We start from the raw sequence: 25,907 nt of genomic DNA, 5'->3' as shown, positions 1-25,907 counted from the left end.
CTTGCAAGAATGATTAAACGGTGAAGGCGTCCTGCAGCAGTTTCTCCTGCTGCTCGGCGTGCATGGATGCATAGCCGACCGCAGGTGCAGCAGAAGCTTCACGACCCGCGTACTGCAGGAAGAGCTCCTTCTTGTGCGCGACGGCAACACGACGCATGTGGTGCTGGCTGCAGTACCACGCGCCCTGGTTCATCGGTTCTTCCTGACACCAGACGATGCTCTTGAGGTTCTGGTACGGCGCGAGCACTTCGGCCAGATCCTCTTCCGGGAACGGGTACAGCTGCTCGAGACGAACGATCGCGATATCTTCGCGACCTTCGTTACGACGCTTGTCCAGCAGATCGTAGTAGACCTTGCCGCTGCACATGATCAGACGTTCGACCTTGCTTGGCTCGATCTGATCGATTTCCGGAATAACGGTCAGGAACGAGCCCTGGGTCAGTTCCTCCAGCGTCGAGGTCGCTAGCTTGTGGCGCAGCAGCGACTTCGGCGTCAGAGCCACCAGCGGCTTGCGCAGCGGGCGGATCGCCTGACGACGCAGCATGTGGTAGACCTGTGCCGGCGTAGTCGGTACGCAAACCTGGATGTTGTGCTCGGCGCACAGCTGCAGATAGCGTTCCAGACGTGCTGACGAATGCTCAGGCCCCTGCCCTTCATAGCCGTGCGGCAACAACATGGTCAGGCCGCAAAGACGGCCCCATTTGTGCTCGCCGCTGGTGATGAATTGGTCGATGACGACCTGCGCACCGTTGGCGAAGTCGCCGAACTGAGCTTCCCAAACCACCAGCGCGTTGGGCATGGTGGTGGCGTAACCGTATTCGAACGCAAGCACCGCTTCTTCGGACAGGAAGGAGTCGTACAGGTCGAAGCGCGGCTGTCCATCATAGAGATGCTGCAACGGAATGTAGGTGCTGCCATCCTTCTGGTTGTGCAGCGCCGCATGGCGGTGCGAGAAGGTACCGCGACCGACGTCCTGACCGCTGATGCGCACCGGATGGCCTTCGAACAACAAGGTCGCATAAGCCAGTGTCTCGGCGTAGCCCCAATTAATCGCCAGCGCGCCAGCACCCATCTTCTGACGGTCTTCGAGAATCTTCGAAACCTGGCGCTGAACAACAAAACCTTCGGGAGTAGCCAGCATTTTGCTGGACAGTTCCTGCAGGGCTTTCAGGTCGAAACGGGTATCGTGGCGCGCGGTCCAGGCATGGCCCAAATATGGGCGCCAATCGACGAAGAGCTCCTTGTTGGGCTCTTTGACCAAGCTCTTGACCACGTGCAAGCCATTGTCTAGCGCGGTGCGATATTCATCGACCTTTGCCTGCACCTGCGCATCTTCCAGCACCTTCGACTGCATCAGCGAATCGGCATACAGCTCACGGGTGGTGCGCTGCTTGGCGATCTTCTGATACATCAGCGGCTGAGTACCGCTCGGCTCGTCGGCCTCGTTGTGACCACGACGACGGTAGCAGATCAAGTCGATGACGATGTCCCGCTTGAACTGCATGCGGTAATCGACAGCCAACTGCGTAACGAACAGAACAGCCTCCGGATCATCCGCATTCACATGGAAGATCGGCGCCTGAATCATCTTCGCAACGTCGGTCGCGTACTCGGTGGAGCGCGCGTCTTCCTGCTTGTTCGTCGTGAAGCCGACTTGGTTGTTGATCACGATGCGGATGGTGCCGCCGGTCCGATAGGCTCGGGTCTGCGACATCTGGAAGGTTTCCATGACCACGCCCTGGCCGGCGACCGCCGCATCACCATGGATGGTTACCGGGAGCACCTTGTCGCCTACCGAATCAGAACGACGGTCCTGACGCGCGCGAACGGAACCTTCGACTACCGGGGAAACGATTTCCAGGTGAGACGGGTTGAAGGCCATCGCCAGATGGATTTCGCCACCTGGCGTCATCACGTTCGAGGAAAAGCCCTGGTGGTACTTAACGTCGCCCGAGCTGAGACCTTCGACTTTCTTGCCTTCGAACTCATCGAACAGGTCGCGCGGGTTCTTGCCGAAGGTATTGACCAGCACGTTAAGACGGCCGCGGTGGGCCATGCCGATGACGATTTCCTTGGTGCCGTACGAACCGGAACGCTGAATGATCTCGTCGAGCAGTGGAATCAGACTCTCGCCGCCTTCCAGGCCGAAGCGTTTGGTGCCCGGATACTTGGTGCCTAGGTACTTTTCAAGGCCCTCGGCAGCAGTCAGACGCTCAAGCAGATGGCTTTTGATTTCCGACGAGAAGACGGGACGCCCACGGACGCTTTCCAGGCGCTGGATGAACCAGTTGCGCTGATCGGAATCGACAATATGGGTAAATTCGGCACCGATGGTGCGACAATACGTCTCTTGCAACGCCTGCTGAATTTCCCGCAATGTCGCCTGATCCCTGCCCATGGCAAGGTCACCGGTGCGGAAAACCGTATCCAGGTCGGCATCGGTCAAAGCGTAGCTGTTGATGGCAAGATCAGCCGGAGCCGGGCGCTGCTGCAAGCCGAGCGGATCAAGCTGTGCAGCCTGATGGCCACGCATCCGGTATGCCTGTATCAGACGCAGGACTTCGACCTGCTTCTTCTCATGCTCGCTACTGACGCCGCCTGCCGAAACAGGCTGTGCGCGACGCTGGTTCTTGGCCAGCAGGACGAAGTGATCGCGAATCGTCGAATGCGAAACATCGGCCGTAGCGCCGCCACTGATGGGCAACTTCTGGAAGTAAGTGCGCCACTCTTCGGGCACAGCGTTGGGATCGTGCAGGTAGAGCTCATAAAGCTCTTCCACATAGGCAGCGTTACCACCGGATAGGTGGGCACTGTCCCACATGCGCTGCATTACGCTTTCTTGCATGTCTGGTCACCTTCGATAAGGAGACACCACCAGCGTGGAGACCGCAGCATGACTTCCCAAGTTCTGAAGCAGCGACCCAGGTAAAGCCACTACGGACCGCGCAGATAGTTTCCGAGAACCACCCCGGATGCTCCTGCTGGTCATCAAATTTTCAGAGCGAAATCCCGGCTTTGTGAGCTGAGATTCCTACTAAGACTACGGCGCCGTCGTTGGAACTTCGGCGCCGTAGGTGTCGCGGTAAAGCATTAGGGGCCTACGGTCACTCAAGTAACCATGGCCACCCTTGGCACGTCAGGTTGCACTCTGCAACAGCATGTTCCGCACATGACCAATCGCCTTGGTCGGGTTCAACCCTTTCGGGCAAACACTTACGCAGTTCATGATGCCGCGGCAGCGGAACACACTGAACGGATCGTCCAGCGCAGTCAGACGGTTCTCAGTCTCGGTGTCGCGGCTATCGGCCAGGAAGCGGTAGGCCTGAAGCAGCGCAGCCGGACCAAGGAACTTGTCCGGATTCCACCAGAAGGACGGGCAGCTGGTCGAGCAGCAAGCGCACAGAATGCACTCGTACAGACCGTCAAGCTTTTCCCGATCTTCCGGACTCTGCAGACGTTCGATAGCCGGAGCAGGCGTATCGTTCATCAGATAAGGACGAACCTTCTCGTACTGCTTATAGAAGATGCCCATATCGACGGCCAAGTCACGAATAACTGGCAAACCAGGCAGCGGGCGAACCACCAGCTTGTTGCCCTTGACCACGGCCGACAGCGGAGTGATGCAGGCCAGGCCATTTTTGCCGTTCATGTTCATGCCATCGGAGCCACAGACTCCTTCGCGGCAGGAACGACGATAGGAGAAACCTTCGTCCTGTTCCTTGACGAGCGCCAAGACGTCGAGAACCATCAGATCTTTACCATCGGTATTGATCTGGAAGTCCTGCATGTATGGCTTTTCGTCTTTATCCGGGTTGTAGCGATAAACGCTCACTTGCAACATATCGGCGACCTCAGTAAGTCCGGACCTTGGGTTCGAAAGTCGGAACTGTCTTCGGAGAGAAGTTCACGGCACGCTTGGCTACACGCTTCTCACCTGGGAAGTACAGGGTATGGCACAGCCAGTTTTCATCGTCACGCTCTTCGTAATCTTCACGAGCATGCGCACCGCGGGATTCTTTGCGGTTTTCAGCAGCAATGGCAGTCGCTTCGGCAACTTCCAGCAGATTCTGAAGTTCCAGCGCCTCGATACGCGCGGTATTGAACGCCTGGCTCTTGTCAGAAATCTTGACGGTAGCGATACGCTGACGCAGATCAGCCAACTGGGCGATGCCCTTCTGCATATATTCGCCAGTACGGAACACACCGAAGTAGTTCTGCATGCAGCTTTGCAGCTCTTTACGCAGCGAAGCGACATCTTCACCAGCAGTCCGCTCGTTCAGACTGGCCAGGCGATTCAGCGCCACGTCCAAATCGGTTTCCGTAGCACCGCGATGCTCGATACCGTCCTTCAGCGCTTTTTCCAAATGCAGACCAGCCGCACGGCCGAATACGACCAGATCCAGCAGCGAGTTGCCGCCCAGGCGGTTGGCGCCATGCACGGATACGCACGCAACTTCGCCTACGGCAAACAAGCCATCGATAATCTTGTCATTGCCGTTGGCATCCTGGGTCATTGCCTGACCGTGGATATTGGTGGCGATGCCGCCCATCATGTAATGGCAGGTCGGAACAACAGGAACCGGAGCAGTGACCGGATCGACGTGAGCAAAGGTCTTGGACAGCTCACAGATACCCGGCAGACGGCTGTGCAGCACTTCTTCGCCGAGGTGATCGAGCTTGAGCATCACGTGATCGCCGTCCGGACCACAGCCGTTGCCAGCCAGGATTTCCTTAACCATCGAGCGAGCGACGACGTCACGACCGGCAAGATCTTTCGCGTTCGGAGCATAACGCTCCATGAAGCGCTCGCCGTGCTTGTTGATCAGGTAACCACCCTCACCACGGCAACCTTCGGTCACCAGCACGCCAGCACCGGCGATACCCGTCGGGTGGAACTGCCACATCTCGATGTCTTGAACCGGCACACCGGCACGCAGCGCCATACCGATACCGTCACCGGTATTGATCAGGGCGTTGGTGGTGGATGCATAGATACGACCGGCACCGCCGGTAGCCAGAACCACGGCCTTGGAGCGGATATAAACCGTTTCGCCATTTTCGATGCAGATTGCGATGATGCCGACGATGGCACCATCCTGGTTCTTCACCAGGTCGACGCCGTACCACTCATTAAGGAAAGAGGTGCCGGCTTTCAGGTTGGCCTGATAAAGCGTGTGCAGCAGCGCGTGACCGGTACGGTCGGCCGCAGCACAGGTGCGGGCAGCCTGACCGCCCTTGCCGTAGTCCTTGGACTGACCACCAAACGGACGCTGGTAAATACGGCCCTGCTCGGTACGAGAGAACGGCAGCCCCATGTGCTCCAGCTCAAACACCGCTTCAGGTCCAACGGAACACATGTATTCGATAGCGTCCTGGTCGCCGATGTAATCGGAACCCTTGACGGTATCGTACATATGCCAACGCCAATCATCGTTCGGATCGGCCGAAGCGATAGCGCAGGTGATGCCACCCTGAGCGGAAACGGTATGGGAACGGGTCGGGAAAACCTTGGTCACCACCGCAGTTTTGTGGCCACCTTGGGCCAGCTGCAGCGCGGCGCGCATGCCCGCGCCACCGCCACCAATAATGATGGCGTCATAAGAAAGAGTACGAATGCTAGCCATGGATCAGATACCCCAAAGAATCTGCACACCCCAGACGAAGAATGTGAACATGGCGATGCCACACACTGCCTGGAAGAGGAAACGCACACCGGTAGCCCACTTACCGATTGCCATGTTGGTCAGGTAGTCAGTGGAAATGGTCCACATACCAACCCATGCATGCACACTCAGGGCGACCAGTGCCAGCAGACTGAAGATACGCATCCAGCTGGACGAAAAGAGTCCCTGCCACTGAGCGTATTCCAGCCCCGGATTCACAAGCAGGTATCCGATCAGAAAAATGAAGTAAGCCGCGAGAACCACCGCAGAGACGCGCTGAGCCATCCAATCGTACAGACCCGAACGCGAGAAGTTCGTGACGTTAGTTACCATATCCAGACTCCCGCCAGAACGATCAGCACCGCCGAAACGGCCAGAACGATTTTCGAGCCCAGCTTGCCGCCTTCCAGCGTCTCACCATGCCCGGTGTCCATGATCAGGTGACGCACACCCGCCACCAGGTGGTACAGCAATGCAGAAAGCAGCGCCCAGATCACCAGCTTGGCTAGCGGACTGCTGATATACGCTTTCACTTCTTCGAAGCCTTCGGCAGAAGAAAGCGAGACATCCAGCGCAAGCAGCAGAATGGCCACACCAACAAACAGTATCACGCCGGAAATGCGGTGAAGGATTGAGGTGTAGGCAGTGATTGGGAGCTTTATTGTCCTAAGATCTAGGTTTACAGGTCGTTGGCTTTTCACGGCTTTTTTTCACACTTGAGAGCCCCCGAAAACGCAGGGCAGTTGTTGGGAAGAGCACGCAGCGGTACCCGCCACCCACGAGTGACAACCCACAGGAAACTGCCTGTTAGGCCCCTGCCGGTCGGTCGCCGAGTATAAACAGTTAGGTGGCTAATGACAATGTGGTGAAGTGCCACTAAAGGCGCATGGCGTCCCTGATTACAAATGCCGTAAATAGCATCTTCTGGTTGCGAATTCACCCGTAAAAGCCCTCTGTAACAGGGCGCCCGCGTAAATTGACTTTGAGATTTATCTCACTATAGTGATGCGGGCCCTGCGTGGGGGGCCATGATGATTCCAAGCATAAAACAGGAGGCCATACATGGCTGACAACAAAGCGCAGTTGATCATCGAAGGCGCAGACGCCATCGAACTGCCCGTTCTAACCGGCACCGTAGGGCCTGACGTAATCGATGTTCGAGGCTTGACCTCCACGGGTCGTTTCACCTTCGATCCCGGCTTCATGTCCACCGCCTCTTGCGAATCCAAGATCACCTACATCGACGGTGACAAAGGCGTTCTGTTGCATCGCGGCTACCCGATCGAACAGCTGGCCGAAAAAGCAGATTATCTCGAGACCTGCTACCTCCTGCTGAATGGCGAATTGCCTACCGCCGAGGAAAAGGCGAAGTTCATCAGCACCGTGCAAAACCATACGATGGTTCACGAGCAGCTCAAGTCCTTCCTTAATGGCTTCCGCCGCGATGCACACCCCATGGCCATCATGTGTGGCGTTGTCGGTGCGCTGTCGGCCTTCTATCACGACTCGCTGGACATCAACGACCCGAAGCATCGCGAAATTTCAGCGGTGCGCCTGGTCGCCAAGATGCCGACACTGGCCGCCATGGTTTACAAATACTCCATGGGTCAGCCGATGATGTATCCGCGCAACGACCTGAACTACGCTGAAAACTTCCTACACATGATGTTCAACACACCTTGTGAAGTGAAGCCGATCAGCCCGGTGCTGGCCAAGGCTATGGACCGCATCTTTATTCTGCACGCCGATCACGAGCAGAACGCTTCTACCTCTACCGTCCGCCTTGCAGGCTCCACCGGCGCCAACCCATTCGCCTGTATTGCCGCTGGCATTGCAGCGCTCTGGGGGCCGGCACACGGCGGCGCCAACGAAGCCGTCCTCACCATGCTGGACGAAATCGGCGACGTATCGAACATCGAGAAGTTCCTGGCCAAGGCCAAGGACAAGAATGATCCATTCAAACTGATGGGCTTCGGCCATCGCGTCTACAAGAACTTCGACCCGCGCGCCAAGGTCATGAAGCAGACCTGCGACGAAGTGCTGGGTGAGCTGGGCATCAACGATCCGCAACTCGAACTGGCTATGAAGCTGGAAGAGATCGCGCTGAACGATCCCTACTTCGCCGAGCGCAACCTGTACCCGAACGTCGACTTCTACTCGGGCATCATCCTCAAGGCGATCGGCATTCCGACCAGCATGTTCACGGTGATCTTCGCGCTTGCACGCACCGTCGGCTGGATTTCGCACTGGAAAGAAATGATCGCATCCGGCCAGAAGATCGGACGCCCACGTCAGCTGTACACCGGCCACCCGCAGCGCGATCTACCTCGCTGAGTTGTTAGCTGGAAATACAGTCTAGGACTGCTAACGAACCCCGCCAAATCGGCGGGGTTTCGTTTTTCTGGGCAAGTAAATTGTTGTCTCCCCAGAGAGCCTGACCCATCTTGATCGCTCCATGTTCCCGCGCGGGAGTCGTTGCTCCGGACGCTCTGCGCGCTAGATACCCGCCGCTGACTCAGAGCGTCAATCAGTAGCGGCCTCACGCGGGATCAAATGGCCAACAAAACCAAGGAGATACACTCCGAACATCGGTATCGGCGTAACCAGGCGGGAGCGCAAGAACGATCAAGCCGGTGAACAGATCAGGCAGTCGCCTGCTCCAGCCAGCCAAGCAATCGAATCGCATCATCCCGATGATCGCCACAGACACTACGATCAGCCATGAAAGCAGCACAAACAGCCGGCCGCGTAGGATGACCAAACAGCCCGCACAGATTCGAATCGGAAAGATGCAAACAACGCGCTCCAGCCGGCTTACCGAAAGGCATGCCAGGGATAGGCGAACTGATCGAAGGGGCAATACAGCAGGCACCACAACCGGGACGGCAATTCATTCCAATGTTCCGAAATGAAAAAAATGGGCGGCGATAATAATCGTTGCCTGGGCAGAAGCACCAGAGCCCGCAATAAGTGCCGGAAGCTTACTAGGCGAACTGCATCCAATAGGGCTTTCTGTCACTCGCCAGGCGGAAACCGATTGCTCTTGGCACCGCACCGCCGAACAATCCGGACTGCAAGACAGACTGTCCATTCACGCGGACATTACAGCCCGGCATGTCGCTTCCGCTGGACAGCGATCCGCACTGACGAACACCCCAACCAAATTTCATCTTCATCGAGCTAGAGCGGCGCGACACCAGACGATCGACCGGCTATCGGGAGCCGAGCCTCAGCGCTTGCGCCTGGCACGCGTTTGGCTCCGTCTGATGCGCCTGGCCGCTGCCGTATTCTTTCGCCCGGGCGCACTCGCCTCGTGGCGTCTGCCGCGGGCACGACAACAAGAAGAAGGAAGCCCCCATGAAAGCACTCCGTGCAACCCACGCACGCCGCTCGGCGTCGTCGCGTCTGCTGCTTGCCGCACCCGCTCTACTGGCAGCGGCAATTGCCCAACCCACTCTTGCCGCCAGTTGCAACGAACTCTCCGGAGCCAAGATTCCAAGCGCGGCGATCGCATTACCTACATCCGGCGCCAGGGTAACGTCCTCCACCCTGGTGGTGGCTGGCGGTGGCAATGCGCCGCAGACCTTCGGCGCGCATTGTGACCTGAACGTGGAAATCGCCCCGGTCGACCCGAGCGCACCGACGATCAAGATGCGCATCGTTCTGCCGGAGCAGTGGAACGACAAGGCGATGATGTACGGCGGTGGCGGTTATAACGGCACCGTCCCCAACGTGGCTGGCAACGTCCCGGCCGGACCGATCGACCAACCGACGCCGCTGGGCCGTGGCTATGCCGTATTCGCCAGCGACTCGGGACATGTCGCCAACCCGGTTAACCCCGGTGATTTCGCTTGGAACGAAGAAGCGCTGGCCAACTATGCCCACGATGCGCTGAAGAAAACCCGCGACACCGCAATGTACCTGATCGAACAGCGTTACGGTCGCCAGCCGCTGCGCAGCTATTTCGCCGGCGGCTCGACCGGTGGGCGCGAGGCGCTGGCCGTGGTGCAGCAATGGCCAAAGGACTTCCAGGGGGCAATCGTGCTCTACCCGGCCTACAACGCGGCGGCGCTGGATCTGCAATTCGGTCGCATCACCAGAGCCTTGGCGGCGCCTGGCGCCTTCCCCAGCCTGGAGAAACGCGCGGCATTGCTGGAGGCCGCGATGCAGGCCTGCGACGGACTGGACGGTGCGCGTGACCGAGTGATCAGCAATCAAAACGCCTGCAATGCCCGGTTCGATCCGGCCAAGGCCAAACTCAACGGCCGTCCGCTGCGCTGTCGTGGCGGGGCCGATACGGGCAACGACTGCCTGTCCGATGCGCAGATCAAGGCGCTCAAGGTGTTCGACACGCCCATCCGTTTCAGCCGGCCGCTGGCCAGCGGCGAGCGCGGCTATCCCGGCTTCAATACCTGGGGCACCGATCTGGGTCGTCCAGGCGACGGGTTGCAGTTGGTGGTCAATCGGCTGGGCTTGAATACATTGCAGCCGGACTATCCGATGCCCGTGCACGGCACCGGTTTCGCGGAGGGCGCGCCTTACCCTTCAGGATTCTGGGATGAGTGGGTGCGCTACTTCGTTACGCGCAATCCGGCCTTCAATTCGCTGACGCTGGACCCGACCAACCTTGGCCCCTGGCAGGCACGCATCGATGCGCTGTCGCTGCGCCAGAACGTCAACCAAACCGATCTATCGGCCTTCGCCGAAAACGGCGGCAAGATCCTCATGGCCCATGGCACCTCGGATCAGCTGGTCAGCACCCGCGCTACGGCCGAGTACTACCAGCGCGTGCAGCGAGACATGGGCGTTGGGCAGACCCGACGGTTCATGCGCTATTACGAAATCCCCGGTTATGCCCATGCGGCCAGCACGGTTTTCAACGCCTCCTGGGATTCGTTGACGGCGCTGGAGAACTGGGTCGAACGGGGCATCGTGCCCAAGCAGCCGATCGTCACCGACACCGCCGCAGTGCCGGGTCGTACCCGTCCGCTGTGCGAATACCCGGCATGGCCGAAGTACGTAAGCAAGCGCGACGTGAATAAGGCTTCGAGCTTCGCCTGTGTCAAAAGCCGGAAAGGCTGGTAATTAAGCGTGGGATGGTGCGAGCCCATCTCACTAAAGCAGCCGGTGTCGCGATCATTGCATGAGCATGGAGCGCGACACCGGCTGCGCGCACGATGCCCCCTGTCGGCGACACAGACTGCTCCAGTTATCCACCCTCGATCACCAGCAAGCGTCCGACTCGCTGGACATCAGCGGCCCGCCATTTCAGTACATGTCCAGTATGGCGGACAGTATGGATCGCCCCTCGCCCTCTTCGCATCTGCCGGGCCAACCGCCTGCACCCCTCTGGCTCGCTTGTTTCAGGTTCCATTCATCTTTTTTCGCTTGGTTTTAAGGGACTGGCACGGCATTCGCTCAAGCAGTTCCATCGTTCCAGATAGGCGCAGACCTGAATCGGTACGACTTTGCCAGTGATTCATCCGCAACGCTGCACCCATAACAACAAGAGGAAACCCCATGCAACATGACCGCAAGACCATCTGCCAACTGCTATGCGCAGGCGCCGCACTGAGCGTCGCCGGACCCGCCAGCGCGGCTTTCTTCGACGACAGCAAAGCGGCCATCGAGCTGCGCAACTTCTACATGAACCGCGACTTTCGCGGCAGCGAGTCCACCCAGGCCAAGGCCGAGGAATGGGCTCAGGGCTTCATTCTGAAATTCGAATCTGGCTACACCGAAGGTCCGATCGGCTTCGGTGTCGATGCCCTCGGCCTGCTCGGCGTCAAGCTCGACTCCAGCCCGGATCGTACGGGTACCGGAATCCTGCAGCGAGACAGGGAGGCGCCTAACCGCGCTCAGGACGATTACGGCTCCGCCGGCCTGACGGCAAAGGCGAAGATGTCCAACACCACCCTGCATGTCGGCACGCTGCAGCCGGTTCTGCCGGTGATCATGCGTAACGACAGCCGCCTGCTGCCCAACACCTATCGCGGCGCCTGGCTGCAGAGCAAGGAAATCGACGGCCTCACCCTCGACACCGGCAAGCTCACCGATGTCAGCTATCGCGACTCGTCGGACAGCGAAGACATGACCGTTTTCAACGGCGGTCTGCGCAACATCACCTTTGGCAACAAGACCACCAGCGACGAATTCCTGTTCGCTGGCGGCCGTTACCAGTTCACTCCAGAACTGACCGGCAGCTACTACTACGGCGGGCTGGATGGCATCTACGACCAGCACAACTTCAACGTCGTGCACGTGCTGCCGATCGGTGATAACCAGAGCTTCAAGACCGATCTGCGCTACGTGCGCTCCACCGACGATGGCGGCAGCAACGTCGACAACAACGCCTTCGGCGCGCTCTTCACCTACAAGATCGGTGGCCATGGCTTCACTGGGGGCTACCAAAAGATGAGTGGCGATACCGGTTTCGCCTACATCAGTGGTGGCGACAACTCGCTGATCAATCTTTTGCAGATCAATGACTTCGGCAACGAAGACGAGAAGTCATGGCAAGTCCGTTATGACTATGACTTCGCTGCCATGGGCATCCCCGGATTGAGCCTGATGACCCGCTACGTGACCGGCGACAACGTCGATCGCGGTGCCGGGCTGAGCGAAGGCAAGGAATGGGAACGCAACACCGACGTCGCCTACGTAGTCCAGAGCGGACCGTTGAAAAACCTCGGACTGAAGGTGCGCAACGCGACCGTGCGCAGCAACTTCGGCAGCGATCTGGACGAAACCCGCTTGATCCTCAGCTACACCATGGCGCTGTGGTAACAGCGCAGCGGCACTGAACGCTCCGCTCCTCGTTGGTTTTACCGGGCCTGCCATGGCCCGGTTTTTTTGGTTTTGGCGTTATAGAACGCGTGTAACCGTTGGACTGACTGTGTTTCTGGTTTTGGTACTACGGGTGCACATGCTTATGCCGTGTTTTCGCGATGACTTCTGTTTCACCCTGCTGGGCGAGCCCCTTTTGGCAAACGCCCCAAAAGGAACCAAAAAGTCTTGCCCCTGCATCCGGCCCTGCGCTTCGCTCCGGGTTCGTTCACTCCATCGCCGCTCCGAGGGCCGTCGCACAAGGGCCATCCATGGCCCTTTACGACTCTCGCCGCGTCCTGCGGCTCGCCCCTCTGCGCAACGATTCCGCTCACCCTCCTGATGGGGCGACTGAGCGCACGTCTGACGCCATGACAACATTCAGCAGAGAGAGGTAAAGCTGGTTGAGGGGCGCAGCTAGGAGCTTTAGAACACGCCGAGGCGGCAACCAAATGCCAAAACGGGCGAACACATAAACCTCCCAGTCCGGCTTCAAGCTCAATCCCAAAGCCCCCCTCAATGAACGTTGCCTTTCAAATCAATCCCGAAGAAACCCCAACACGCGCTGCGTGAAAGCATCGCCAACCTCAACGTTGGACAAATGCGCAGCCTCGAACTCCACCAGCTCGGCCCCTTCGATGCGAGATTGTATGAAGCGCCCATGCTCAGGCGTGGTCACCGGGTCTTTGCTGCCGCAAACGACCAGCGTCGGCACCTTGATCGCGCCCAGCTGCTCACGGTAATCAGCATCACGCACCGCTGCGCAGTTAGCGGCATAACCTTCGGGCGAGGTGCTGGCGATCATTTGTGTGATGCGCTGCGTCTGTGCCGGCTGCTGCTCGGCGAATGCCGGGGTGAACCAGCGTGCGATGGAGGCGTCGCGCATGTCGCGCATGGTCTGCTCGCCACCCTTGAGCACGGTGTCGATGCGCTCGTTCCAGACGTCGTCAGTGCCGATCTTCGCCCCGGTATTGCAGATCACCAACCGCGTCAGCCGCTCGCCGGCGTTGATGCCCAGCCATTGGCCGATCAGACCGCCCATGGACAGGCCGCAGAAGGCGAAACGGTCGATGCCAAGGGAATCGACCAGGCCCAAGACGTCCTGCCCAAGCTGTTCGATGCTGTAAGGCCCCGGCGTGACGGCAGAGCCGCCGTGGCCGCGGGTGTCATAGCGCAGCACGCGGAAGTGTTCGCTGAACTCGGGGATCTGTGCATCCCACATGTGCAGATCGGTACCCAGCGAGTTGGACAGCACCAGCACCGGCGCATCGACCGGACCTTCGAGACGGTAATTCAGTTCGCCATCGGCGAGTTTGACGGTGGGCATGAAGAATCTCCCTAGGAAGTTGATCTAAAGGTAGCCGCAAACGAGTAAAAAACGATGACTTGCGGCGTGCCGCGGCACAAGGAATTCATCAAAGGCCGTGTATGCGGTGATGGGATAAGAACGGTGGGCTAAAGCCCACCCTACCGGAGCTTGATTAGCCGTAGGGTGGGCTTCAGCCCACCATCCTTCGCGCAAGAAGTCAGACCCGCTCGACCGCCAGCGCCAACCCCTGCCCCACACCTACACACATGGTCGCCAAGCCGAGCTTGCCACCGGACTTTTCCAGCGCGTGCACGGTAGTCATGACCAGGCGCGCGCCGCTCATGCCCAGCGGGTGGCCGAGGGCAATCGCACCGCCCTGCGGGTTGACCTTCGGACTGTCGTCTTCCAGCCCCAGATCACGAGTGACCGCCAACGCCTGGGCAGCGAAGGCCTCGTTGAGTTCGATCACATCGAAGTCGCTCACGGCCACGTTCAATCGCTCGCACAACTTGCGCACCGCCGGTACAGGGCCGTAGCCCATCACCCGTGGCGCCACTCCGGCGCTGGCCATGCCGAGCACCTTCGCGCGCGGCGTGAGGCCGTACTTCCGCACTGCTTCGGCGCTGGCCAGGATCAGCGCCGCCGCACCGTCGTTCACGCCTGATGCGTTGCCCGCGGTGACCGTCTTGTCGGGACCATTAACCGGTTTCAATTTGGCCAGCGCTTCGGCACTGGTATCGGGGCGCGGATGCTCGTCGGTATCGACGACGGTGTCGCCCTTGCGCCCCTTGATCACCACCGGGACGATCTCTTCGGCAAAGAAGCCGGCGGCCTGCGCCTTGCCGGTGCGCTGCTGGCTGCGCAGGGCGAACGCATCCTGATCCGCACGACTGATCTTGTGTTCTTCGGCCACGTTGTCGGCGGTCTGCGGCATGGCATCGACGCCGTACATTTCCTTCATCTTGGGGTTGATGAAGCGCCAGCCGATGGTGGTGTCCTCAATCTTCTGCGTGCGGCCAAACGCCGTGTCGGCCTTGCCCATCACATAGGGCGCGCGGGTCATGGACTCGACACCGCCGGCGATGGCCAATTCCATTTCGCCACAGGCGATGGCGCGGAAGGCGCTGCCCACCGCATCCATGCCCGAAGCGCAGAGACGGTTGAGGGTCACACCCGGCACGGTTTCCGGCAGCCCGGCCAGCAGCGCGGCCATGCGCGCCACGTTGCGGTTGTCCTCGCCGGCCTGGTTGGCGCTGCCCATGAAGACTTCTTCGATGGCCGCCGGATCGAGCTGTGGATTGCGCTCCAGCAGCGCTTTGATCGGGGTTGCGGCCAGATCGTCGGCGCGCACGGCGGCCAAGGCGCCGCCGAAGCGGCCGATGGGCGTACGTACGGCGTCGCAGATAAAGACTTCGCGTGTCACTCGTCACCTCCAGATTGTCCGTGGGCGGCGGCCGTGCGGGCCTCAAGGGCACGCAGAGCTTCCAGTTCTGTCTCGGTGGGCGGCGCAGTTTCGCTCAGATTGTCGGCGAAACGGATGGCCCAGCCGGTGTTCTCGATCACCTGCTCGCGGGTCACGCCCGGGTGCAGCGAAGTCACCACGAATTCATTGGACCCAGCTTCGGGCTCCATGATGCACAGATCGGTGATGATGCCTACCGGCCCGCTGCCCGGCAGCCCGAGCTGCTTGCGATGCTCGCCGCCCTCGCCGAAACCGACGGATGTAATGAACGCCAGCTTGTCGACGAAGGTACGGTGCGATTGCTTAAGGATGATCAACACCTGCTTGGCCGACCCTGCAATTTCCGGCGCCCCGCCCGCCCCTGGCAAGCGAACTTTCGGTTGGTGATAGTCGCCGATCACCGTGGTGTTGATGTTGCCGTACTTATCCACCTGCGCCGCGCCGAGGAAACCCACATCGATGCGCCCGCCCTGCAGCCAGTAGCGGAAGATCTCACCGGTAGGCACCACGGTATCGGCGGTCTCGGCCAACTCGCCGTCACCGATGGACAGCGGCAATACCGAGGGCTTGGCGCCAATGGGGCCGGACTCGTAGATCAGCACGACTTCCGGAGCATGGGTCAGGCGCGCCAGGTTCGCCGCTTTGGACGGCAGGCCGATGCCGACGAAACAGACGCTGCCATTGCCAAGTCGGCGCGAGGCGGCAACGGTCATCATTTCATTGGTGCTGTAGTCATTGGCGTGAGTGCTCATTACTTGGCCTCCTGCTGCGCGGCCAGCTTGGCCTGGAATGCACTGAAATCGGGTGTATCGCGGATGAATTCATCGATCCAGGCGGTGAAGGACTCACGGCTGCGGGCAATCGGGTCCCAATCCTGATAGAAGCGGTTGTCGCGCTCGTAGTAGCCATGGGCGTAGGACGGATGCGCCCCGCCCGGCACCAGGCAGACGGCGGTCAGCGCCCAGGTCGGCAGCACGCAGGCGTTCATCGGCGCCTGCAGGTCGTCGACGATTTCTTCGACGGTGACGATGCAGCGCTTGGCCGCCAGTGCGGCTTCCTTCTGTACGCCGAGGATGCCCTGGATCAGCACGTTGCCCTTGCGATCGGCCTTCTGCGCGTGAATCACGGTGACGTCCGGACGCACGCTTGGGACCGCCGCCAGCTTCTCGCCGGTGAAGGGGCAGTCAATGAACTTGATCATCGGATTGACCTTCGGCAGGTCGGAACCCAGGTAGGCGCGCAGCACCGCGAACGGCAGGCCTGATGCGCCGGCGACGTAGGCGTTGGCCAGGTCGGCGTGGCTATGCTCTTCGATCTCCAGCGGCTGCGGCCACTGCTTTTCCACCGCATCACGCAGGCGGTGCAGCGAGCCGACGCCGGGATTGCCGCCCCAGGAGAAGATCAGTTTTTTTGCGCAACCGGCACCGATCAGCAGGTCGTAGACCAGGTCGGGCGTCATGCGCACCAGCGTCAGATCCTTCTTGTCCTGACGAATGAGCTCGTGGGCGGCGGCGGTGGGAATCAGATGGGTGAAGCCTTCAAGGGCGACGGTGTCGCCATTGCTAACGAAGCGATCGATTGCTTCGCCAAGGGAAAGAAGCTCGGCCATGGGTCAGTCTCTTGTGGTCGTGGGTGCACCCGCTAGAGAGTGCTTACGATCCACACTAACCATCGCCAGGCCCTGGAACAATCCGATAATCGATTAATCGTTCGTTAATCGAACAGAATGATGGCCTTGGAGTTAATGATTCTACTGCGGGTAAAGACTCCGTTCTCGCTGCGGTGGGCTGAAGCGGAGCGCCGCCCGGCCCACCCTACAGTCGTACCCCGTGCAGGCGAAATCGGACGAGATTGCCCTACGGAAGAACACGCCAAGGTCCCGCTCCGGCTGCCTGTCCGCTTCGCGTTCAGCGACGTAGGGTGGGCTTCAGCCCACCGGTGATGGCAGCTGGACCAGAGTCGGGGCACGCTTCACCGATCCGACTGCGGCATCGCTGTCAGTGAAACAGCCGCGTACTCAGCTCCTTGCTCGCCTCCAGCAACACCGGCAGAAAGCGCGTTACCAGCTCCTGCCGGGTCACCCGGCTGGCATGAGTACCGACGTTCAACGCGGCTAACACCTGCCCGGCGGAATCCTTCAGCGGGACGGCCAGCGACCGCAAGCCGACCTCCAGTTCCTGATCGATGATCACCCAACCCTGCTGGCGAATCTCGGCAATGGCCGCGCGAATGGCCTCGGGCGTATGCAGCGTGCGGCTGGTCTTGATCTGCAGATTGGCGTGTTCCAGGTAGTCGTCCAACGCGGCGTCATCGAGCGCCGCCAGTAGAATTCGGCCCATGGAGGTGCAATAGGCCGGCAGACGGCTGCCGACGCTGAGATCCACCGAAATCAATCGCTGCGGCGTCGCAGAACGTGCGACGTAGAGCACCTCGTCGCCTTCCAGCGTGGCCATGGAACAGGCTTCGTGCAGTTGATCGCTGAGGCGGTCGAGGATCGGCTGCGCGGTAACCGCCAGCGGAGTCGATGACAGGTAGGCGTGACCGAGGGTCAGCACCTTGGGCAACAGCGAATAGGTGCGCCCGTCGGTGGTGGCGTAGCCGAGCTTGATCAGCGTGTGCAGGCAGCGCCGCACCGCTGCACGGGGTATCTCCGTGCGGTGGCTGATCTGTGCGATGGTCAGATGGCGTTTTCGCTCTTGGAACGCGTGAATCACCGCCAGACCGCGGGCCAGCGAGGTCATGAAGTTCGGGTCGCCGGTCAGGGCTTCGATGCGTTTGGCCGGCGACGCGATGATCGCCGGCGCGGTGGGCGCGATGCTAGGGCGGGATTCTTCGTTCATGGGCGGACAGCCTTGTCGGGAGCGATGGGCGATTATCGTCCACAAGTTCGATAATCGCAAAGCACATCACCAAGGCCGATGACGTTCTAGAGCAGTTGCCAGGTGTAATTGAAGATCAGCCGGTTCTCGTCGATATCGCTGCGGTAGTTGGAGCGCGCTGTGACGTTGCGGACCCGGACGCCAAGACCTTTCAGCACACCGCCCTGAAAGGTGTAGCCGAGATCGAGGTCGCGCTCCCACTCCCTACCCTCGAAGCCCAAGCCGGTATCGACGTTGTCGCCACGGATGTAGCGCACCGTGGATACCAGACCCGGCATGCCAACGGCAGCGAAATCGAAGTCGTGGCGTACCTGCCAGGAGCGCTCGTCGGCGCCGGCGAATTCATAGGTGGGCACTTCGTTGCCCAGCGGCGTGACGTTGTTGAACACGCGAGGGAAGGCATCGTCGCCGAACATCGCCTGGTAACCGATGGAAAAGGTGTGGCCGCCGCGCTTGGCGGACAGCACCGAAAACAGCGCGCGGTTATCGATATCACCCAGTAGCCCCTCGCCGTCTTCCTTCGAATCGTAGAATCCGAGATTGGCGCCGAGCACCCAGTCGCCCACCGGCTCGCTGTGCTTGAGGCTGTAGAAGCGCTGGTTGTAGATATCTTCCAGCTGCGCATACCAGACGCCCGCCGAAGTGCGCTTGTCGTTGAAGGCGTAATCGGCACCGGCATAGTTGAAGCGGTCGGTTTCGGCGTTGCCGCCCAGCTGCGGCACATGGCCGAGCTTCGCGCGCATTGAGCCGTCGCCGGCTTCATTGAGCACGCTGCCGGAATGCAGCTGGCCGGCTTGCAGGGTCAGCCCATCGATCTCCTGCGAGACGATGCTGGCGCCCTGGTAGGTAGGCGGTAGCAGGCGGATGTCGCTGAAGGTCAGCACCGGCAGGTTGGGTGTCAGCTCGCCGACCTTCAGCTCGGTTTTCGACAAGCGTGCCTTGAGCGCGGCGCCGATGCGGCCGAAGTCGTCCGCCGCCTTGCCGTCACTGCCAGTCGGCAGCAAGCCGGTATTGACCCGGTCGGCGCTGCTGTCGAGCTTGATGCCCAACTGGCCCAGTACATCCACGCCGAAACCGACCGTACCCGGCGTGTAGCCGGATTTGATGTTGAGGATGAAGCCCTGCGCCCACTCCTCCGACTTCGACTGCTGGTTGGCGCCGACGATGTCGGAGAAATCCCGGCTGAAGTAGTAGTTGCGCGCCTGCAGAGTGGCGCTGGCACCTTTGATGAAGCCGTCTTCGGCAACTGCTTGGCATGCGCTGAGCGCTACGCCGACCGCCAACGAGAGGCGTGATATCTGCGTCTGGTTTTTCATGGATTTCCTCATTGTTGTTGTTTTTCAAGGTGCACGCTGCCGGCCCTTCCGGCGTGGTCGGATGAGCGCGACAAGGGTTTTCGATCGTTAGCTGGTGCGCTAGGCAATGCCTTCAGCGCGCGGGTTGCTCCCGTTGGAGGTTGGCGCCCTGGTTCTCAGGGGCCTTTGCCGGTTTTCTCAGGGTCAGCAGCAGGTGCGCGGCGATCCCGAAGATCAGCCCCCAGAAGGCGGCGGACAATCCCAGTAGCGACATGCCCGATGCGGTGACGAGAAAGGTGATCAGCGCCGCCTCGCGGTCCGCCGGGACCGACATGGCGCCATGCAAGGCGGCGCCAATGGCCGACAGCAGCGCCAGCCCGGCCAATGCGGCGATCAACGCCGAAGGAAAGGCGGTGAACACCGACACCAGGGTCGCACCGAAGATGCCCAGCAGCAGATAGAACACGCCGCCGGAAACACCGGCGATGTAGCGTTTGCCGGGATCTTCGTGGGACTCCTTGCCGGTGCAGATCGCCGCGGTGATCGCCGCAAGATTCAATCCGTGGCAGCCGAAGGGTGCGAGCAACAAGGTACCCAGTGCACTGCCGCTGATCAGCGGACTTGCCGGGGTCTGGTAGCCGGCATTGCGCAATACGGCCATGCCCGGCACGAACTGCCCAGTCAGCGCCACCATCACCAGTGGAAACGCCACGCCCAGGATCACCTGCCAGCTGAGTTCGGGAGTGATCCAAACCGGTTTGGCCAGGCCCAGCACCAGCGCTTCGCTACGCAGCTCACCGCTGCCAACCGCCATCGCGACGCCCACTACCAGCACCGCCATCACCGCGTAGCGCGGCATGGCGCGCTTGAACAGCAGGTAGGTGGCGAACATCGCCAGCACCAGCCAGGGCTGATCCTTCACCGACACGAATAGCTCGGTACCGAAGCGAAACAGGATGCCGGCCAGCATCGCCGCCGAAATCGCCGCTGGAAGTTTACTGATCACCTTGTCGAAGGCGCCAGACAGCCCCACCAGCAGGATGATCAGGTTCGATACCAGGTAGGCGCCCACTGCCTGGTTCATGCTGATGTCCGGCAGCATGGTCACCAGCAACGCCGAGCCGGGCGCCGACCAGGCGATGACGATCGGCACCCGGTAGCGCAGGCTCAGCAGGATGCCGAGCGCACCGCTGCCGATGGAGATGGTCCAGATCCAGGACGAGAGCACATCGTGCGGCAGACCGCCCGCCTTCGCTGCCTGGAAGATGATCACCAGCGGGCCGGCGTAGGAAATGATGGTCGCGATGAAACCGGCAACCACGGCGGAGAGGGAGCAATCCCTGATTAGCGTTTTCATGACGCCTCGCAAGACAGGCCTGGCTATCCGTGACGGTGTCCGGATCGCTCTTGTTGTTGGGTAAGCGATGAAACGGTGGCGCGGGAAATCGCCAGAGTCGGGAGAGGAAAGAAGCGTCATCCGCCCTACGAGTCTCGGCGCTGGCGTAGGGTGGTTGTCGCCTCACCCATCCACCCTACGGAACCCGAAGAGTGGATGGTAAAGAGCCTCATCCGACAGGCTCAGGCTTCCTGTAATGCGCGCGGGCGCTTGCTGCGCTGCTCGGCTTGCGGCGCTGGCGCCTGCTGCAACTGGAAGTCGAACTCCACTTCGGCGAAGCGCCCTTCCACACCGCGCGCATGGGCGGCTTCAGGATCGTCGTTGAAGTGGATGTCGCCGATCAGACCGTCGCGCGTCGCGTAGGCGAAGTCGTCCCACAGGTACTTGTCGCCCGCCAGGTTGATCTGCGTGGTGAGATGGCGATGGCCCGGCGCGGAGATGAAGAAGTGGATATGCGCCGGACGCTGACCGTGACGGCCGAGCAGATCGAGCACTTCCTGCGTCGGACCATCCGGCGAGCAGCCGTAGCCGGACGGCACGATGCTGCGCGCGCGGTAGCGGCCTTCGGCATCGGTGACGATGCGCCGGCGCAGGTTGTACTCAGACTGGCTCTTGTCGAAATAGGAGTAGTTGCCCTGGGTGTTGGCGTGCCACAGGTCGACGGTGGCGCCGGCCAGCGGCTTGCCATCGGGCCCGGTGACCTTGCCCTGGAGGAACATGACGGTCGCCACGCCATCTTCGCTGCCGTCATCCATGCGTGCCTCGCCCTCGACGATCGGCGCACCGGCCACGTACAGCGGGCCTTCGATGGTGCGTGGGGTGCCGCCGGTGAGGCCGGCCTGTGCATCCTTGGCATCTTCCAGCAGATCGAGGAAGTGCTCGATGCCAAGCCCGGCTGCCAACAGGCCCGCTTCATTACGCCCGCCGAGGCGGTTGATGTAGTCCACCGCTTTCCAGAATTCATCCTGAGTGATTTCCAGGTCTTCGACGATCTTTGCGGTGTCGACCAGGATGCGGTTGATCACTGTCTTCAGACGGCTGCTGCCTTCATCGCTCTGAAAGCCACTGGCTTCGTTGAAGAAGTTCTGGACGTGGTCGGAATTAGAGATTTTCACAGTCATGGCTCAGGCCTCATTTTGTAATTATCGTTACACCGACCGGGGCAAACCCCGGCCCGGAAAATCAATCAGCTGTCGTCGTCACGAATCGAGGACGGATGGCGGCACAGCGGATTGACTTCGATATCCATGTAGGGAAACAGCGGCAGCTGCATCAGGGTGTCGTGCAGTTCCTGCACGCTGGCCACGTCGAACACGCTGTAGTTGGCGTACTGGCCGGCGATGCGCCACAGGTGACGCCACTTGCCTTCGCGCATCAGGCCCTGGGCCAGTTCCTTCTCGTCCGCCTTGAGCTTGGCGGCCTTGGCCGGGTCCATGTCCACCGGCAACTTCACGATCATCTTTACGTGGAACAGCATCTTGCGAACCTCCGTTTTACTTGCGGCTGAAGAACGCCAGGCGCTCTTCGTCCAGGGTCAGGCCGAGGCCGGGCGTGCGCGGTACTTCCAGATGGAAGTCGCGATAGACCGGCGCCTCGGTGACGATTTCTTCGGTGAGCAACAAGGGGCCGAACAGCTCGGTGCCCCAGGTGAGTGTGTTCAGGGTGACGAAGGCGTGGGCCGAGGCCAGGGTGCCGACGGCGCCTTCGAGCATGGTTCCGCCATACAGCGCGATGCCGGCGGCTTGGGCAATCTGCGCGGTGCGCAGCACAGCGCGTGGGCCGCCGTTCTTGGCGATCTTCAGGGCGAAGATGCTGGCGGCACCGTCGGCGGCCAGGCTGAAGGCGTCTTCGACGCTCTCAATGGACTCGTCGGCCATAATGGGCGCCGGGCTGCGCTGGTTCAGGCGCACCTGACCGGCACGATTGACGCGCGAGATCGGCTGCTCGATCAGGTCGATGCCGTTGTCTCCCAGCACCTGGCAGGCGCGGATGGCCTGGGATTCGTCCCAGTACTGGTTGACGTCGACCCGTACGCTGGCACGCTCACCCAGCGCCTTCTTGATGGCAATGACGTGTTTGAGGTCGGCACTCACTTCGTTGGCGCCGATCTTCAGCTTGAAGATCCGGTGGCGACGGATGTCGAGCATCTGCTCGGCTTCGGCGATGTCCTTGTCGGTATCGCCGCTGGCCAGCGTCCAGGCGACTTCCAGGCTGTCGCGCACTCGCCCGCCGAGCAGCTCGCTGACCGGCAGCCCAAGGCGCTTGCCCTGGGCATCGAGCAGCGCGCTTTCCAGGCCGGACTTGGCGAAGGTGTTGCCCTTGGCCGCCTTGTCCAACCGCAGCATGGCGGCATTGATATTGGCCGCATCCTGGCCGACCAGCAGCGGGCCGAGGTGGCTGTCGATGTTGGTCTTGATGCTCTCCGGGCTTTCGTTGCCGTAGGCCAGGCCACCGATGGTGGTGGATTCACCGATGCCTTCGATGCCATCGCTGCAACGCACGCGGATGATCACCAGCTTCTGCTGCTGCATGGTGTGCATCGCCAGCTTGTGCGGACGAATGGTGGGCAGGTCGACGATGACGGCATCGATGCGTTCGATCAGGGTGTGGCTCATAACGGCTCCCGGAGTCCTATTTCAGTGATCAGGCTTTCGCCGCCGACAGACCGGCTGGCACGGCATCGCTGTTGCGCTGCCCGGAAACGGCGAAGACGGTCATGGCCAGCGCAGCGATCACGCCTGGAATGGCGAAGGCCATAAAATTCAATTGCAGCGGCAGGTTGATGCCCAGCAGCGCCCCGCCCAGCAATGGACCGACGATGGCGCCGTTGCGGCCGATGCCGGACGCCCAGCCAAGACCGGTGGAGCGAATCGACAGGCCGTAGAATTGCGCGGCGGCTGCGTACAGCAGAATCTGTGTGCCGATCACGGTGGCGCCGGCGATGGTGATGAGCGCGTAGAGCACCGGCATCGGCGTCTTGAAGCCCAGCAGGCTGATGGACACCACCGACACTGCGAAGAAGGCCACCACGACCTTGGCCAGATTGAAGCGATCACCCAGCCAGCCGCCGAGAATCGCGCCGAACATGCCACCCAGATTCAGCGCCACCAGGAACGACAGGCTCGAACCCAGGCTGTAACCGGCGTTGGCCATCAGCTTCGGTAGCCAGGAGCCCAGCGCGTAGACCATCAGCAGGCAGCAGAAGAAGGCGATCCAGATCGACAGGGTGCGCACGCCGCGGCCGTCGCGGAACAGTTCCAGCACCGAAGCGCTCTTGCCCTTCACTTCGTTCATCACTAGCTCGTCGCTGGCGCTGAGAGCAAGGCTCGGTTCGATCTGGTTGAGCAGCTTGCGGGCCTGTTCGGTACGGCCCTGGCGCACCAGGAAACCCACCGATTCGGGCAGCTTCCAGAGAATCACCGGGAGCAAAAGCAGCGGCACGGCGGCGGCGAAGAACATCGCCTCCCAGCCGAAGCGCGGCAACATGTAGATGCCCAGCCCGGCGGAGAACATGCCGCCCAGCGAGTAGCCGCTGAACATGATTGCCACCAGGGTGCTGCGCAGTTTCTTCGGTGCGTACTCGTTCATCAGCGCAACGACGTTGGGCATCAGCCCGCCGCAACCGAGACCGGCCAGGAAGCGGAAGATGCCGAACTCCGTTGGCGTGCTGGCAAAGCCGTTGAGCACGGTCGCCGCGCTGAACAGCAGAAAGCAGATCGCGATGCCCTTCTTGCGTCCGATGCGGTCAGCCAGGGTGCCGAAGATCAGCGCGCCGAACATCATGCCGAACAGCGCGTAACTGCCCAGCGCGCCGGCCTGCAGCGGGGTCAGCCCCCATTCCTGCATGATCACCGGCAGGACCACGCCGTAGATGAACAGGTCATAGCCGTCGAAAATCAGCAGCAATGCGCACAGGCACATGACCAGCCAGTGAAACTGGCTGAAGCGGGCGTTATCGATGATTTCGTGAACATCTACTTTTCGCATGGCAAGGCTCTCTATTGTTTTTGTTGTAGAAACTGCGTGTCGTTAGTGCCGAGAATCGTGATCAGCCCTGATCCCCACCGCCCACCGGCAGGGTCACGCCGGTGATGTAGGAGGCGTCATCGGAGGCCAGGAAGAGGATGGCGCCGGCCTGCTCGTCGATGGTTCCGTAGCGCTTCATCAGCGTGGAATCGACGGTCTGGTCGACGATCTGTTGGTACCAGACCTTCTCCTGCTCGCTCTGCTCGGCCGTATTGCGCGGAATGCGCCGTGGCGGCGCCTCGGTGCCGCCCGGCGCGGTGGCGTTGACGCGAATGCCGCGCTGGGCATTCTCGAAGGCCAGGCAGGCGGTCAGCGCGTTCACGCCGCCCTTGGCTGCGCCGTAGGGCACGCGGTTGAGGCTGCGAGTGGCGATGGAAGAGACGTTGACGATGGCACCACTGCCCTGCTCCAGCATGTGCGGCAGCGCGGCGTGGCAGCACCAGAGCGTGGGGAACAGTGAGCGGCGCACTTCGGCTTCGATCTCGTGCTCTTGGTAGTGCTCGAAGGGCTTGGCCCAGATGGTGCCACCGACGTTGTTGACCAGAATGTCGAGACGTCCGAAGTGGGTTTTGGCGGTGTCCATCACCCGGTGGCAATCGGCGAACTGCTCGAGATCGGCGGTCAGGGTGAGAACCTGCGCGCCGTTGGCGCCGAGCTCGTCGGCCAGTTCGTGGACCAGCTCGGAGCGATCGACCAGCAGCAGGCATCCGCCCTCCTCGGCCATCCGCTCGGCCACGCGGCGACCGATGCCTTGGGCGGCACCGGTGATTACCGCAACTTTATTTTGGAAACGCATGTTCATTGGGTTACCTCAACAGATACATCCGTAGTGCTCGTAACATCTTCGCGGCTGACGCCACCGCCGGCTTGGAGTGCTGATCGTTCCCACTCCGCGTGGGAACGCCAGCCCTGGACGCTCCGCGTCTCAGCTCTCTAGCAACCGACGCAGAGCGTCTCAATCAGTACCGTAGGGTGGGCTTTAGCCCACCGCCAGCACCCCATTGGTGGGCTGAAGCCCACCCTACAAATTTGAACTGCGACGTTGATCGTTC

Annotated in this window: 21 protein-coding genes; 3 read left to right on the top strand and 18 right to left on the bottom strand. The window is 60.9% G+C overall.

Going from position 1 to position 25,907, the window contains the following annotated elements; genetic code table 11:
- Nucleotides 1-13 precede the first annotated feature (13 nt).
- The 5 genes from V6943_RS17585 to sdhC all read right to left on the bottom strand — a co-directional run bounded on the left by V6943_RS17585 (nucleotide 14) and on the right by sdhC (nucleotide 6,364).
- Nucleotides 14-2,845 (bottom strand): 2-oxoglutarate dehydrogenase E1 component, encoded by a 2,832-nt coding sequence (locus tag V6943_RS17585; protein ID WP_340554882.1) that lies wholly within the window; start codon nucleotides 2,843-2,845, stop codon nucleotides 14-16.
- 291 nt (nucleotides 2,846-3,136) lie between these two features.
- Entirely contained in the window at nucleotides 3,137-3,841 is a 705-nt protein-coding gene (locus tag V6943_RS17580) for a succinate dehydrogenase iron-sulfur subunit (protein WP_131651547.1), read from the bottom strand.
- A 10-nt stretch (nucleotides 3,842-3,851) separates the two neighbouring features.
- Nucleotides 3,852-5,624 carry a succinate dehydrogenase flavoprotein subunit gene (gene sdhA / locus V6943_RS17575; protein ID WP_131651548.1) on the bottom strand — a complete coding sequence of 591 codons (1,773 nt, stop codon included), beginning with the start codon at nucleotides 5,622-5,624 and terminating at the stop codon, nucleotides 3,852-3,854.
- Between the two features lie 3 nt (nucleotides 5,625-5,627).
- Nucleotides 5,628-5,996 (bottom strand): succinate dehydrogenase, hydrophobic membrane anchor protein, encoded by a 369-nt coding sequence (gene sdhD / locus V6943_RS17570; protein WP_181104146.1) that lies wholly within the window; start codon nucleotides 5,994-5,996, stop codon nucleotides 5,628-5,630.
- A complete protein-coding gene (gene sdhC / locus V6943_RS17565; protein WP_131651550.1) occupies nucleotides 5,990-6,364 on the bottom strand; it encodes a succinate dehydrogenase, cytochrome b556 subunit in 375 nt (124 codons plus the stop codon). Before sdhC ends, sdhD begins: the two co-directional genes overlap by 7 nt.
- A 361-nt stretch (nucleotides 6,365-6,725) precedes the next feature.
- Between sdhC and gltA the strand changes: the two genes are divergently transcribed.
- Nucleotides 6,726-7,997 (top strand): citrate synthase, encoded by a 1,272-nt coding sequence (gene gltA, locus V6943_RS17560; RefSeq protein ID WP_131651551.1) that lies wholly within the window; start codon nucleotides 6,726-6,728, stop codon nucleotides 7,995-7,997.
- 308 nt (nucleotides 7,998-8,305) lie between these two features.
- Here gltA and V6943_RS17555 read toward each other — a convergent pair whose 3' ends face one another.
- Complete coding sequence (locus V6943_RS17555; protein WP_131651552.1) at nucleotides 8,306-8,557, bottom strand: YkgJ family cysteine cluster protein; 252 nt, start codon at nucleotides 8,555-8,557, stop codon at nucleotides 8,306-8,308.
- A 463-nt stretch (nucleotides 8,558-9,020) separates the two neighbouring features.
- On the opposite strand from V6943_RS17555, the gene V6943_RS17550 reads away from it, so the two are divergent.
- Nucleotides 9,021-10,748 carry a tannase/feruloyl esterase family alpha/beta hydrolase gene (locus tag V6943_RS17550; protein WP_340554881.1) on the top strand — a complete coding sequence of 576 codons (1,728 nt, stop codon included), beginning with the start codon at nucleotides 9,021-9,023 and terminating at the stop codon, nucleotides 10,746-10,748.
- 435 nt (nucleotides 10,749-11,183) lie between these two features.
- Nucleotides 11,184-12,449 (top strand): OprD family porin, encoded by a 1,266-nt coding sequence (locus V6943_RS17545; RefSeq protein WP_340554880.1) that lies wholly within the window; start codon nucleotides 11,184-11,186, stop codon nucleotides 12,447-12,449.
- A gap of 577 nt (nucleotides 12,450-13,026) precedes the next feature.
- Here the strand turns inward: V6943_RS17545 and pcaD are convergent.
- From pcaD to V6943_RS17485, 12 genes are all read right to left on the bottom strand, one after another.
- Nucleotides 13,027-13,815: a 3-oxoadipate enol-lactonase gene (pcaD, locus tag V6943_RS17540; RefSeq protein WP_340554879.1), complete on the bottom strand. Its 789-nt coding sequence runs from the start codon at nucleotides 13,813-13,815 to the stop codon at nucleotides 13,027-13,029.
- A 199-nt stretch (nucleotides 13,816-14,014) separates the two neighbouring features.
- Nucleotides 14,015-15,220 (bottom strand): 3-oxoadipyl-CoA thiolase, encoded by a 1,206-nt coding sequence (gene pcaF / locus V6943_RS17535; RefSeq protein WP_340554878.1) that lies wholly within the window; start codon nucleotides 15,218-15,220, stop codon nucleotides 14,015-14,017.
- Complete coding sequence (locus V6943_RS17530; RefSeq protein WP_340554877.1) at nucleotides 15,217-16,011, bottom strand: CoA-transferase subunit beta; 795 nt, start codon at nucleotides 16,009-16,011, stop codon at nucleotides 15,217-15,219. The genes pcaF and V6943_RS17530 overlap by 4 nt, the downstream gene beginning before the upstream one ends.
- Nucleotides 16,011-16,868 (bottom strand): CoA transferase subunit A, encoded by an 858-nt coding sequence (locus tag V6943_RS17525; RefSeq protein ID WP_131651558.1) that lies wholly within the window; start codon nucleotides 16,866-16,868, stop codon nucleotides 16,011-16,013. The genes V6943_RS17530 and V6943_RS17525 overlap by 1 nt, the downstream gene beginning before the upstream one ends.
- Before the next feature lie 388 nt (nucleotides 16,869-17,256).
- A complete protein-coding gene (locus tag V6943_RS17520; protein ID WP_340554876.1) occupies nucleotides 17,257-18,099 on the bottom strand; it encodes an IclR family transcriptional regulator domain-containing protein in 843 nt (280 codons plus the stop codon).
- Nucleotides 18,100-18,185: 86 nt separating this feature from the next.
- Nucleotides 18,186-19,454 (bottom strand): OprD family porin, encoded by a 1,269-nt coding sequence (locus tag V6943_RS17515; RefSeq protein WP_340554875.1) that lies wholly within the window; start codon nucleotides 19,452-19,454, stop codon nucleotides 18,186-18,188.
- A gap of 112 nt (nucleotides 19,455-19,566) precedes the next feature.
- A complete protein-coding gene (locus V6943_RS17510) occupies nucleotides 19,567-20,790 on the bottom strand; it encodes a benzoate/H(+) symporter BenE family transporter (protein ID WP_340554874.1) in 1,224 nt (407 codons plus the stop codon).
- A 221-nt stretch (nucleotides 20,791-21,011) separates the two neighbouring features.
- Nucleotides 21,012-21,950, bottom strand: a complete 939-nt coding sequence (gene catA / locus V6943_RS17505; RefSeq protein ID WP_340554873.1) for a catechol 1,2-dioxygenase — start codon at nucleotides 21,948-21,950, stop codon at nucleotides 21,012-21,014.
- 65 nt (nucleotides 21,951-22,015) lie between these two features.
- Nucleotides 22,016-22,306, bottom strand: coding sequence for a muconolactone Delta-isomerase (gene catC / locus V6943_RS17500; RefSeq protein WP_181104182.1), 291 nt, complete (start codon nucleotides 22,304-22,306; stop codon nucleotides 22,016-22,018).
- Between the two features lie 16 nt (nucleotides 22,307-22,322).
- Nucleotides 22,323-23,444 carry a muconate cycloisomerase family protein gene (locus V6943_RS17495; protein ID WP_340554872.1) on the bottom strand — a complete coding sequence of 374 codons (1,122 nt, stop codon included), beginning with the start codon at nucleotides 23,442-23,444 and terminating at the stop codon, nucleotides 22,323-22,325.
- Between the two features lie 28 nt (nucleotides 23,445-23,472).
- Nucleotides 23,473-24,816 (bottom strand): MFS transporter, encoded by a 1,344-nt coding sequence (locus V6943_RS17490; protein ID WP_340554871.1) that lies wholly within the window; start codon nucleotides 24,814-24,816, stop codon nucleotides 23,473-23,475.
- A gap of 61 nt (nucleotides 24,817-24,877) precedes the next feature.
- Nucleotides 24,878-25,657: a 1,6-dihydroxycyclohexa-2,4-diene-1-carboxylate dehydrogenase gene (locus tag V6943_RS17485; protein ID WP_340554870.1), complete on the bottom strand. Its 780-nt coding sequence runs from the start codon at nucleotides 25,655-25,657 to the stop codon at nucleotides 24,878-24,880.
- Between the last annotated feature and the right edge of the window lie 250 nt (nucleotides 25,658-25,907).

It is taken from the genome of Pseudomonas sp. CBC3 (genome assembly GCF_037967085.1).
Lineage (GTDB): Bacteria > Pseudomonadota > Gammaproteobacteria > Pseudomonadales > Pseudomonadaceae > Stutzerimonas.
This window is presented reverse-complemented; position numbering and strand designations above follow the sequence as displayed.